Source organism: Endozoicomonas sp. ALE010 (assembly GCF_049310165.1).
Lineage (GTDB): Bacteria > Pseudomonadota > Gammaproteobacteria > Pseudomonadales > Endozoicomonadaceae > Endozoicomonas.
Genome location: NZ_JBLYNV010000047.1, coordinates 1 through 12,036, shown reverse-complemented (window position 1 = coordinate 12,036; position 12,036 = coordinate 1). Strand labels below are relative to the sequence as shown.

At 49.8% G+C, this 12,036-nt stretch carries 13 protein-coding genes; 7 read left to right on the top strand and 6 right to left on the bottom strand.

All coding sequences use genetic code 11. From position 1 onward, the window contains the following. Positions 1–21: 21 nt before the first annotated feature. Both ACO6UY_RS17480 and ACO6UY_RS17475 read right to left on the bottom strand, forming a co-directional pair. Positions 22–219 (bottom strand): AsnC family protein, encoded by a 198-nt coding sequence (locus ACO6UY_RS17480; RefSeq protein ID WP_422490764.1) that lies wholly within the window; start codon positions 217–219, stop codon positions 22–24. A gap of 6 nt (positions 220–225) precedes the next feature. Next, on the bottom strand, positions 226–834 hold the full coding sequence (locus ACO6UY_RS17475; protein WP_422444066.1) for an SIS domain-containing protein: 609 nt from the start codon (positions 832–834) through the stop codon (positions 226–228). A gap of 72 nt (positions 835–906) precedes the next feature. On the opposite strand from ACO6UY_RS17475, the gene ACO6UY_RS17470 reads away from it, so the two are divergent. Both ACO6UY_RS17470 and ACO6UY_RS17465 read left to right on the top strand, forming a co-directional pair. After that, on the top strand, positions 907–1,380 hold the full coding sequence (locus ACO6UY_RS17470; RefSeq protein WP_422490762.1) for a hypothetical protein: 474 nt from the start codon (positions 907–909) through the stop codon (positions 1,378–1,380). A 273-nt stretch (positions 1,381–1,653) separates the two neighbouring features. Next, on the top strand, positions 1,654–2,109 hold the full coding sequence (locus tag ACO6UY_RS17465) for a hypothetical protein (RefSeq protein ID WP_422466191.1): 456 nt from the start codon (positions 1,654–1,656) through the stop codon (positions 2,107–2,109). A gap of 128 nt (positions 2,110–2,237) precedes the next feature. Here the strand turns inward: ACO6UY_RS17465 and ACO6UY_RS17460 are convergent, their stop codons facing one another. Together ACO6UY_RS17460 and ACO6UY_RS17455 are read right to left on the bottom strand one after the other, a co-directional pair. After that, entirely contained in the window at positions 2,238–2,552 is a 315-nt protein-coding gene (locus ACO6UY_RS17460) for a Rieske (2Fe-2S) protein (protein ID WP_422462524.1), read from the bottom strand. After that, on the bottom strand, positions 2,552–2,734 hold the full coding sequence (locus ACO6UY_RS17455) for a type II toxin-antitoxin system RelB/DinJ family antitoxin (protein WP_101748239.1): 183 nt from the start codon (positions 2,732–2,734) through the stop codon (positions 2,552–2,554). The genes ACO6UY_RS17460 and ACO6UY_RS17455 overlap by 1 nt, the downstream gene beginning before the upstream one ends. Before the next feature lie 309 nt (positions 2,735–3,043). Between ACO6UY_RS17455 and ACO6UY_RS17450 the strand changes: the two genes are divergently transcribed. Both ACO6UY_RS17450 and ispG read left to right on the top strand, forming a co-directional pair. Next, entirely contained in the window at positions 3,044–5,068 is a 2,025-nt protein-coding gene (locus ACO6UY_RS17450; protein WP_422490761.1) for a transglycosylase SLT domain-containing protein, read from the top strand. 89 nt (positions 5,069–5,157) lie between these two features. After that, a complete protein-coding gene (gene ispG, locus ACO6UY_RS17445) occupies positions 5,158–6,393 on the top strand; it encodes a flavodoxin-dependent (E)-4-hydroxy-3-methylbut-2-enyl-diphosphate synthase (RefSeq protein ID WP_101748237.1) in 1,236 nt (411 codons plus the stop codon). Positions 6,394–6,553: 160 nt separating this feature from the next. On the opposite strand, the gene ACO6UY_RS17440 is transcribed toward ispG, so the two are convergent. Continuing rightward, positions 6,554–8,941, bottom strand: coding sequence for a penicillin acylase family protein (locus tag ACO6UY_RS17440; protein ID WP_422462526.1), 2,388 nt, complete (start codon positions 8,939–8,941; stop codon positions 6,554–6,556). A gap of 279 nt (positions 8,942–9,220) precedes the next feature. Between ACO6UY_RS17440 and ACO6UY_RS17435 the strand changes: the two genes are divergently transcribed. Further along, positions 9,221–9,880, top strand: coding sequence for a 7-cyano-7-deazaguanine/7-aminomethyl-7-deazaguanine transporter (locus ACO6UY_RS17435; protein WP_422462528.1), 660 nt, complete (start codon positions 9,221–9,223; stop codon positions 9,878–9,880). A gap of 95 nt (positions 9,881–9,975) precedes the next feature. Next, positions 9,976–10,377 carry a PPC domain-containing DNA-binding protein gene (locus ACO6UY_RS17430; protein ID WP_422462530.1) on the top strand — a complete coding sequence of 134 codons (402 nt, stop codon included), beginning with the start codon at positions 9,976–9,978 and terminating at the stop codon, positions 10,375–10,377. On the opposite strand, the gene ACO6UY_RS17425 is transcribed toward ACO6UY_RS17430, so the two are convergent. Next, positions 10,374–10,913: a chorismate mutase gene (locus ACO6UY_RS17425; protein ID WP_422462532.1), complete on the bottom strand. Its 540-nt coding sequence runs from the start codon at positions 10,911–10,913 to the stop codon at positions 10,374–10,376. The two genes, ACO6UY_RS17430 and ACO6UY_RS17425, sit on opposite strands and share 4 nt — an antisense overlap. A gap of 348 nt (positions 10,914–11,261) precedes the next feature. On the opposite strand from ACO6UY_RS17425, the gene ACO6UY_RS17420 reads away from it, so the two are divergent. Further along, positions 11,262–11,861, top strand: a complete 600-nt coding sequence (locus ACO6UY_RS17420) for a hypothetical protein (RefSeq protein WP_422444084.1) — start codon at positions 11,262–11,264, stop codon at positions 11,859–11,861. Positions 11,862–12,036: the final 175 nt, after the last annotated feature.

The following is a 12,036-nucleotide window of genomic DNA, read 5'->3' as shown; positions in this document are numbered from 1 at the left end:
GTGGGGGCCTTACTGCTCCCTTCACAGAGGAGGCGCAGTGGTGAACTTCATCTGTTCCATGGCAAAACTGGAGGTTACATCGGTCAATCCCTCCACGGTGTTGACCAGCGCCTTATAGAAGCAATCAAATGACTGAATATCTTTTTCAGCCAGCTCAGCCAACGAGGGAGTCGTATCCTCCTGCAACTCCCGTAATATGTTGCGGTCAATTTTATCCATAATGTTTTAAATGCTGTCACTGGTTAGCAGCCCCACCACATTCTGGTCACTTTGCTGCGCTTCGGGGGAACTGAACAGACGTCGACGAATCAGGGTTTCAGCCAACAGGTCACCAATAGCCAGCAGAACCGTAGTATAGGTCGTGGGGGCTGGCTCCCGGTCTTCACGACTCTCAACCACACTGGCATCCAGCACGATATCCGCCTGCTCCGCAACCGGCCCCGCCGGATCACCGGTAATGGCAATCACTTTGTTACCCATTTGCCGGATTGCCGGATAAAGCCGTAGCAGCTCCCCAGTCCTGCCACTGTACGACAACATGATAATAACATCACCGGGGCCAATCATACTCAGATTGTCTTCCCAGGTTTCAGCGGCATTTAGTATGTGCGTAGACAAGCCTGTGGCATCAAGTGTTGCAGCGATTTTCTGCCCCACCAGGCCAGACTGCTTCATACCAAACAGGATGGCGCGTCCACGACACTCGGCCAACAGCTCCAGGGCAGCTGTAAAGCTACCATTGATTCTGTCTTCCAGTGATTTGAGCGCTTCGATCTGTCCGGCAACACTGTTGCGCATGACATCAGAAACCAGCAGGTTATGGTCTAAATTCATGGTCCATCTCTTCTAATCATTTTCCATCAGTGTGACACAGAGAGGGTGATAGATAATTGATCAGGAGCATTGATGCATAAAACATTTGGGCTAAGGAACTTTCAATATGTTTGTGTGTCCGATCAGATGTCGTTAACCGAAATTGGAGAGATCATGAATATTGGCAATATGGCAACAGGTTTGGCAGGGGTTGGTCTGACGGCTGCCGCCAGCCTGAATACTGATACAGGGTATCTGGCCAGATGGCAAGCCCGGGCCATCATGACTTTAGCCAGTACCGTAGGAACCACCTTAAGTCTGGTGAAATGCTGCCAGGAAGGTAGAAACATATCCCCCAGAACAGTGGCAACACTGGCAACAAACGCTGGCGTTCTTGCTTACAGTTGCCTGCAACCTTGTGCTGGCTCCTATGAAGTATCGTCCGAAACAGAGTGCGTTCGTGAATTCTTTGCTGATAGCACAATGAGCATGCCAAAATGCCGACGCATTCACCATAGTACTAAACCGACAGAGATGGGTGACATGTTTCGTTTTTGGCGGAATTAGTGCAACCTGCCTCTGTTATACATACACAGCCCCTTGGTTCCCACGGTCCATCATGGAAACCAAGGGTGTGGTTTTATGGGTATTCGTACTTTTCTGCACTGGATGTGTAAGTTATTTCAGGACAGTTCCATATCACCAGCATCAGCGAATCAGGGCTTCAGCCAGCAGTTCGCCCATCGCCAACAGGATTGATGCATGAAACATTTGGGTCAGGGAACTTTTTACTATGTTTGAATGTTCGACCAGGCATTATTAACCAAAATTGGAGAAATCATGAATATTGGTAATATGGCAACTGGTTTGGCTGGGATTGGTCTGACAGCTGCCGTCAGTCTCAATACTGGTGTAGCTGACTCCTCCAATCTGACCAAGTGGCGAACCCGGGCTGTTATGGCTCTTTCTGGTACCGTGGGTACCGGCTTAAGTCTGTTGCAATGCATCCGGGAAGGCAGAAACATATCGACCAGAACACTGGCGACACTGGCAACGAACGCTGGCGTTCTTGCATACAGTTATTTACAACCCTGGGCTGATCTTCCAAAAGAGTTAATGATTTATAAGTCCGAAGCAGAATGTCATGCGGAATTCTTGAAGAATCAGGGTGCAATGAGCATGCCGCAGTGTAAACCCTATCTTCATAAGGCTGAAGTTATTGAAAAGATGGTAGAGCAAGTGGGTCCCCGTAGGTATAAGATGTCGCGGATAACCAAATACAATTGGAAAGAGTAGCTGCCGATCTTCAACTCAGGTGGCGTGGGATTATCCAGCAGTTTGTACCGCCTGCTGCCCGCAGAAGGATAAGCAGTTCCTGCTTGACGGGTAGCAGGGGGCGGGCAGGACCTGTAGAAATGTGGGTATTATTTCAGGTAGACAACACCCTCAATGACTTCACACTCCAGGGCAGTCAGCATATCCCCCGGACAAGGCCCGGCAATACACTCCCCCGTCTCAATCAGAAACTGGGCACCGTGGGTAGCGCACTGAATCAGCCGTTTCTCTGAATCCAGAAACTGGTCCGGCTGCCATTCAAGATTAATCCCAAAATGCGGGCAACTGTTTTCGTAGACGTATACCTGATCACCTTTGCGTACGGCAAAGATATGGCCACGCTCATTACGGAAGCCTTTGCTACCAGGATCCTGAAGCTCATCGATAGAACACAAACGAATCATTATTTGCTTTCGGCCTCTTCTGGCAGACGAACGTCAAAAGGCATACCTCGCTGCAACACAATCTGACTGAAATAGAGATTAATGGCCTGGGAAGTGGTCAGCCCGAGTTGGCGCAGAATGTCTTCGGCCTCCTGCTTTAATGACTCATCAATTCGTGCCCGTACAGTCGTCTCTTTTGCCATAATCACTGCACCTCATGCATCTTTTTAGAATATTTCTGTCAATAGTAAAGATGATAAAAAACATCCCATGCGGCGGGAAAGCTCTACTTTACGCGCAAGCGCTACACCCTGTTATCAATCTGCCGATTGACTGTTACAGGCTGACAAAATATAACAATGTATGATGAGTTGCCATGAGAGCTTCACCAAACTTTCGTCAATGCTTTCGCAGGGTGAGCGACTCACGGCCAGCGCTTTTATCACACCAACAGTAAAACAGGACGTTTTACGCAGTCACTAACAGGGATCATAGAGATTGAAGCTTTTGTTATGTTGAACAAGTTATCTCATTGCTTACTCTTTTTTTCATTGGCCACATCACTTCTGCTCCCCACATACAGCCTGGCTAACGAGTCAGAACGGCAGCAGATGCTGTTCACGCGCGTTGAAAAAGCACTGAAGACAGGGGACCATAAACTTTACGAGAGTTATCGATCAGAACTCAGTGATTACCCTCTGGCTCCCTACCTTGAGTACCTCAGCCTCACCAACGATCTTGATCGCATCAACCAGAGCGATATTGACCAGTTTGCCAGCCAATACCCCGATTTACCGCAAACCAGCCAGCTCCAGTACAAATGGCTGAGGCATCTGGCCAGTAACCAGCGCTGGCAATCCTATCTTGCTGCCTATCAGCAGGATGATGGCGGCCGCTATCAGTGCCTGAAAGGCGTAGCCCTGCACGCACTGGGGCAGACCGAACAGGCCTGGCTGGAGGCAAAAAGTCTCTGGCTGAAAGGCCAGTCACAACACAAGGCCTGCGATCCGTTATTCGACAGCTGGAAAGCCTCTGGCGAACTCACTCAAAGCCTGATTATTGCCCGCTTTTGGATGGCTGCCGAGCAAAACAACCTGTCCCTTGCCCGCTACCTGAATAAGTCCATTAAAGATACGTCTTTCAAGGTATCGACAGAGCTGTTCTGGGAAGTCAACAAACATCCTGAACTGCTTCATACCGCCCGCTTTAATGGTGACCTGGAACATCAGCGGATCATTATGCTTCATGGCATCAAAAAACTGATTACCAAAGATCTGGACCTTGCCGTCAGCACCTGGCTGACAATGCGCAACCGCTATCCTTTTTCCCCGAAGCAGCGATCCGCTGTCGACCAGCGGATCGCCATGAAAGCGGCCAAGAACTTTGTGGACAACGCCGAAGAAATTATTGCCAGCATTGATCCCGATTTTCATTATCAAAAGGTCACCGAGTGGCGAATCAGACTGGCGCTGGCTGACCAGGACTGGGAAAGAGTCCTGATACTGTTAGAGCATCTGCCAGCGGCTATCAGAAACAGCAGCCGCTGGCGCTATTGGAACGAAGTCGCCCTGCTCAAGTTTCAGGAGGCAAGCTATCAGCTGGTCGGGATGCCTCTGCCGAGCAAACCCACGCTGTTGCAAACACCGACACTGAGCGCACTGGGCCAGGAACGGAACTTTTACGCTTTTCTGGTGGCAGATCTTAAAGGACAACCCTTTCAACTGAACCACCAGCAAAAAGCCATTCACCAGCAGGATCTGCACAGACTCAAGCAATATTACCCGGGCTTTAAACGTATTCGTGAGTGGCTGCACCATAAGCGCTTTTATAACGCCCAGATGGAGCTGAACCGGATAACCCCGAGTCTGGATAAAACCCAGCAACAGTTAATTCCCTATCTCGCCCATCAATGGGAATGGCACCATCAGGCGATTATGGCGGCTGCCCGGGCAACGCTCTGGGACGACCTTAGCCTCCGCTTTCCGACACCGGACGCTGATATTTTCAGTGCGCAGGCAGAAAAACGTAAACTGGATTATCCGTGGGTTCTGGCCATTGCCCGCCAGGAAAGTGCGTTCCATCCCATGGCGCGCTCCAGCGCTGGTGCCATGGGGTTAATGCAGTTGATGCCGACAACCGCGAAACAGGCGGCTAAACAGGCCGGAATACCCTATAGAAAGAAGTCAGAACTGTTTAAACCAGAAATTAACATCGCCCTTGGAACTACTCACCTTGCCTGGTTGTCCAAACGGTTTGAAGACAGCCGAATTCTGGCAACAGCGGCTTACAATGCCGGGAGTACTCCGGTGAAACGCTGGCTGAAGCAGAGAGGGCATCTGCCACTGGACATCTGGATTGAGACCATTCCCTACGATGAAACTCGTAAGTACGTCCAGAATGTTATGGCTTATCGCGTGATTTACAGTCTGCTGGAAGACCAGCCTGCACGTATGCTCTCATCTCAGGAGATGGCCTCCCTCAGTCTTAACCTGCAGGAGTCCAGGATTATTGCCCAGAGAGAGCAAGGGCAACCATGACAGGGTGCTTCGGTTTTCCTCTCAGGAAAAGTCTTCAGGTTCTGATACACTGATTAGTTCTAATTTTTATTATTTGGAGAACAACGTTTATGGACAGGCGTCATAAAACCCATGCTGTTCAGGTTGGACACGTCACCATTGGCGGTGATGCTCCCATTGTGGTTCAGTCAATGACGGACACCGATACTGCGGATGTCCAGAAAACCATTGACCAGATTCGCCTGCTGGCGGATGCAGGCTCTGAAATTGTTCGCGTAACGGTGAATTCAGAGGAAGCAGCGGCCGCTATTCCGGCAATCTACGAAGGGCTGGCCAAACACAACTGCAATGTACCCATTGTCGGGGACTTCCATTACAACGGTCACCTCCTGCTGACCAAGTACGATGAAACCGCCAGGCTGCTGCACAAGTACAGAATTAACCCCGGTAATGTCGGCTTTGGCGATAAGAAGGATGACCGCTTTAATGCCATGATTGATGTTGCCATCAAATACGATAAACCAGTACGCATCGGCGTTAACTGGGGCAGCCTCGACAAAGAGCTTTCTACCCAGCTGATGGATGAAAATGCCCGATCCGCCAACCCGAAGTCTTCCCAGGAAATCCTCCATGAAGCATTGGTCCTGTCTTCCCTGACCAGTGCCGATGCTGCGGTTAAGCGTGGTCTCGGTGCCAACAAAATCGTTATCTCCTGTAAAGTCTCCCGGGTACAGGATCTGATCAGCGTCTACCAGATGCTGGCTGATCGCTGTGAGTACGCCCTGCACCTTGGGTTGACCGAAGCCGGGATGGGCAGCAAGGGCATTGTGGCATCCAGTGTCGCCATGGGCATTCTTCTGCAGCATGGTATTGGCAACACTATCCGCACTTCCCTGACGCCAGAGCCCGGAGCCTCCCGCGATAAAGAAGTCATTGTCTCCCAGCAGATCCTTCAGGCCCTGGACGTTCGCAGTTTTGCTCCGGAAGTGACTGCCTGTCCTGGCTGTGGTCGTACCACCAGTACGTTCTTCCGGGTTCTGACCGATGAAGTGGACGGTTTCCTGCGCAGTAAAATGGTGAACTGGCGCCACCAGTATGTCGGTGTGGAGAATATGAAAGTTGCCGTGATGGGCTGTGTGGTTAATGGTCCGGGGGAAAGCAAGCATGCCAACATTGGTATCAGTCTGCCCGGTACCGGTGAGGCACCTTCAGCCCCGGTATTTGTTGATGGCGAGAAATTCACCACATTGAAAGGTGAGAACATCGCTGAAGACTATAAGAAACTGATCGAAGAGTATGTTCAGAAAACCTATGCTCCCCGGGAGCAGGTGATCGCCAGCAACTGATGATAAAAGACTGATACATCAGCACCGCCACACTGTGGCGGTGCTACCCTCTCTTCATTTTTCCCTCAGCAAAATTGACATCCATCTAATTTGCCAGCTTTGCCCTGATGGGTCTTTCACTTCATAGGGAAGACCGTTATCAGGACAAACTTAAGGTTATTTAAGGCGTCAGGGTCAGGGTATATTTTGCATCACCCGGTAAGAACGGACTGGCCTTCCCTTCCACCCAGTCCATATAACCTGCGCTAAAGAAAGGAGAGAGCGGGTGACCACTCTGACCACCCGGCATGTGAAATATTGCTTCATCTTCACGCCCGGGAGACACCACCAGCCGCTCAGATACCCCTTGATCGGCACGCTGGGCCCTGGGCATCCAGACATCGCCAGAGAGAGGTACGGCGGGCATCTCCAGCAGTCTGCCAAAGACAGGAATGGCACCACTCAAAGGGTGGCGGATATCAGCGGTATTTCTCTGTCCCCAGGTGGCATTGCCCAGCTGATCTACGCCTCCCAGATCACTCACCACCTGATCCACGGTTTCGATCAGCAACTCATCCCAATTTTCGTACTGAGGACTCAGCCAATGTAGCGGACGTTCTTCCAGAAGACGCCATATCATCTCGCTTTCATGGTTTAACTTCTGCATAAAGCCATCTTCTACATCCTCTTTGGCTTCTGGAGAGAGGGACAGAAAGTAGCGCCCCAGTGATGACATGATCTTCAGTTTAAGCGCATCTTTATACTCACGGACCAAACGGTAACCAACGTCGTCAGTGGCAGCCTTGCCAGACCAGTTGTTCACATAACGATAAAACGTCTGTCGGGAAAGGTTCCCCGCCATCACGTCTTCAGTGAGTGTATCCAGCAACAGTCGCCGCCAGTTATCCATATAGAGAGCACGATGATCCAGGGCAATCTCCAGCAAAGCCTGTTCATCAGCACGCTCAAGTGCCATCAGCGCATCACGAATCTGTATCTGCCGAGGTCCGAGGGCATAACCTCCGTTGCCCATCTTGTCGTAGTCTGCTCCGCTTACGATACGGGCATTGGCAGTCCAGACTCGTTGATCCGCAGGGTTATATACGCGGGGATAATGCACATCCGGAAGCCAGCCACCCCAGTTATCATCAGCCTGCTGCCAGGGCAGTGGGTAAGTGGAATCGATAACGGAACGGTTTGGAATCTGTCCGGCAACGGTCCAGCCAATATTGCCTTCACGGTCACCCACCGTAAAGTTCTGGGGTGGAATTCCGCTGCGGTTGGCAATGGCCATTCCCTGTTCTGCATTGCGGGCAACTTCCAGGCTTACCAGATTAACATTGGTCGCCTGCGGACGGTGGGCAGTCCAGCGCAGGGCATATTGCGTATCGTCATAGGCCGAATCAACCACCGGCCCCCAGTGGGTGCCTGAATAGTCAACGACAACCGGCTCCTGGTCTTTGATATGGATGGTTTCAGTCCAGCGTTCAAGGGGTTTCGGGCCATCATTGGTCATGTACTGGCCATCATCAATATCCAGCTCCACCAGATCGACCCAGTCACCAGCGGTATTGGTAAAGCCCCAGGCGATATGGGTATTGCTGCCAACCACAATAAACGGTGTGCCCGGTAATGTGACTCCGGTAATACGAACCCTGTCCTCTGGCTGGTCCGGGTGTGGATAACTCAAAGAAGCCCGATACCAGATGGTGGGTACCCGATGGCTCAAGTGCATATCATCCTGAATGATGGCTCCACCATGGTCCGTTAACTCTCCGGATACCGCCCAGTTGTTACTGCCAATAAGACTGTCTTCCAGCGTCGTTCCACCCAGATTGGCATATAGCTCTGTCTCTTTGCTGCGCAGGTCAACCAGCTCTGCCCCCGGGGTTGGCACATCCGGCAACTCACCGGGCTGCATTGGTGAGTCCCAGCGGGTTTTCAGCGGCGAAAGAAAATCGATAACAGCAGGTACGGTTACACGACTGAGGAAGCCTTTCAGGTTATCCAGTTTTACTTCATCATCGTTGAGATCCATGTACATGCTGAAGATCGACAGAAAAGAGTCTTCGTTTTGCCAGAGCTCAGGCTCCACACCCAGCAACAGATATTCAAAAGGCTTCTGTCCAAGATCTTTCAGGCCATGATTGACACCATCGGTATAGGCATTCAAAAGAGCCTGATGCTCAGCACTCATGATCTCAACCGCCTGCTGAGCAACCTTGCGGAAACGATGTTTTCTCTGACGTTTATCGTGATCCAGCGCCAGGTCACCCACCAGTTCAGACAGTTCACCCGCAGAGTTGCGCCGATTCAAATCCATCTGAAAAAATCGTTCCTGGGCATGGAGATAACCGGTAGCAAAGGCAACATCCATACGATCACTGCCGGATATCAGGGGAACACCCTGGGCATCCCGCTCAATCGTAACCGCAGCATTCAGGAAGGGAGCCTCCACTTCACCCTCAAGCATGGGGAGACTTTGGCGAAGAAGAACAAACGCCGTAAGAATGATCAGCAGGGATATTGATACAAGGAGAAAAAAGCCTCTCCTTAACCAGATCAGCATTGATACTACTCCATTGTTGTTATTATGTGGTTGGAAAAAATAGCACAGTTTTATCAGGCTGCCCATGGATTCATAAAACCCATACCAAAGAGACTGGTCGCATACAAATGCTCCAGATACATCGTCAGCCCTGATCAAAACAGCATCATACGCTTGCAAAAATTATCACTTGGTCCAACGTTGTAAATCCCGATAGAATACCGCTCATTTTTAATGGTGCTAACGTACTAAATTGGTACTGCGCCTGAGTTCCCTCACCTCAACTAAAAAGGACTTGCTATGCAAACCAGCAATCGCGGCCTGAACATTCTGCTTTTATTATCGATATTTCATATCGTGACCATCACTGCCAGTAACTATCTGGTACAAATACCGTTTCAATTCTTTGGTATGCACACCACCTGGGGAGCATTCACCTTTCCGTTTATTTTCCTGGCCACAGACCTGACCGTAAGAATCTACGGGTCTGAGCAGGCCCGGAAGATCATATTTACCGCCATGTTCCCGGCCCTGCTGATCTCCTACCTGGTGTCAGTCATGTTCGTGGATGGAACCTTTCAGGGATTGGCAAGCCTGGCCAGCTTTAATGCCTTTGTCGCCAGAATTGCCGTTGCCAGCTTTGCGGCATACCTGGTTGGCCAGATTCTGGATATCACCGTTTTCAACCGTTTGCGCCAAAATGCCATGTGGTGGGTAGCTCCGGCCTGTTCAACCATTGCTGGCAACCTGATTGATACCCTCAGCTTCTTCAGTCTGGCCTTTGCCGGTTCATCAGACCCTTTCATGGCGGCACACTGGATGGAAATTGCCCTGGTGGATTACGGCTACAAGCTGGCCATCAGCATGCTGTTCTTCCTGCCTATGTATGGCGTGTTGCTGAACTTCCTGGTGAACAGGTTGAATGTACCCATGCAAGTGAACTCTCAACAGGCTGCATAAAAGCCTGCGTATAAAGCAAAGCCCCGTTTAACGGGGCTTTACATAAATCCTGAGAAAGATAAGCTGATTGGGAGATCGGGGGATATAATAAAGCAATGAGTATTTCCGTAATAGCCAATCGCCTTACCCAAGGCGCTGACCTGAAAATAGCCGTGCAGGAACTGGTTAACAAGCACCGGATTTCTGCAGGTTCACTGGTATCCTGTGTTGGCAGTCTGTCCAGAATAAACCTTCGTTTTGCTGGCGCAGAAACGACGTTAGTTACTGAGGGCCCTTTTGAAATCGTCTCTGTCATGGGAACGTTGACACCGGACCATCAGCATATCCACATGGCTGTGGCTGATGCCAAAGGGCATGTTTTTGGAGGGCACCTGCTAGAAGGAAATATCGTTGATAGTACTGCTGAGGTGATTATTCACAGTTATACACAGCTGAGCTTCTCAAGAGCTTTTGATCCATCCACAGGCTACACGGAACTTGTTATTGATAAGCACTAGTTTTTAATTAGACGTATCATCTGAAGGCTGTCAAACATTTTCTTTTTATCGTTTTCCGATAGATGCCTGGTATTCACTGTTCTGACAAAGTCTTTCTGCTGTTTATTGTCAAAAGCCCCTCCATCTTTCAGGTATTCGCTGATTCTCACCACAATTTCATCACCAAGCGCCAAAATCTTTGGCCTGACCTCAGAAGCTAAATCCCGATATTCACTACGTTCAGGATGTGTAGATAACCAGTCAGCCATATAGCGATATTGAATCGCCTTGGCAGCATCCATCTGTGCCTGGAAGAAATCAGCAATAGAGTCCGGTTGCAAACCTGCCTGCTGCGCATTGACCAATGCCTTCTCAAGCACCTGCTGTTCTCTGGTCAGATCTTCGACCACACGATGGTTCCTGGCTTTGAATAAGGCGACATCCTGCATATAGCTCAACCGCTGGTTGATTAACTGAAAGATTCCATTCGACATTGTATCTGCAACCGCCAAGGTGGAGAGCGTCAAACAGAGCAACCCGGTTACGAAAAGCTTCATACTTCCCCAATAATCCTCAGAGCTTTGAACCAGTTTCATTCCATTGATTCAGCCAGTGACACCCAGCTCATATTTTACCCAATACCTATAAATATCTGCCAGGACCACAAGTGCTTGAGACAAAGCCTGACCTGATGAATTGGAAACGTTGTTAGTGTGGGATGTTCAGAAGTCACAGGATTAACTTCAAAAGTAACCGTACCTGTTCAAAACACAGGTGTTGTAGATATGGGCGCAATCGTCTGGTTTGGCTTTTCTTATCATCAATGCGCTGCCTGTCCATAAGAAAATTATGTGTATGCTGCGTATTTTCAATAACTATGCAATTCACTCCAAACCGAAATGATTATGTTAGCACCACTGACCGATCTGTTATCACCATTGCAGGGAACAAAAGGTACTGTCCTCGCATCAAACTCTCTGAAGAACCTACTGAGGATCACACCCATGCCAATAAAAACGCACCTGCAAGTATTCATTGCAACACTACTCTGCATTAGTTTTTTCAGCTTTGCTGAGACGGTTCAACCATGGAAAACGGGCAAAACAAGACGAATTGGTAGTGGCAGGATGCCAGTCATCCAGGTATACGAAGATGACGTCAATGGTTTTATTGCCTGTTATTCACATGACGATATTCCACCTGACCTTGTAACAGGAGATAAACACCTCCAAGGTTTTGTGGCTATGAAGGGAATATACAAAGGACGCATTTTTCATCCCGAGGGGTATTTAGATACAGATATCACCCCTTTTCATACAACGCCCAGCACCATGTGCCAGAACTACATTCCATCCTGCCGGGATGAGGGCAAAGAATGCTGGGCAGATGGTAATACTGGTGGATACTTCAGTCGCCTTATTAGAGCACTTGAAGCCGTCGATCGAATGCTGGACAGGCTGGAACCATACCGGTGGCAACTTCGGCAGCCTTGTTCAGGCACGTGAAGCTGTTGATCCAACCGTAACAATCTTTCTCCACAAAGCAAAAACCCCGATAGATTGCTCTATCGGGGTTTGCAGCCTTGAGCCTACTCAAGGTAAATAATGGTGCCTGGCGATGACCTACTCTCACATGGGGAGACCCCACACTACCATCGGCGATCGGTCATTTCACTGCTGA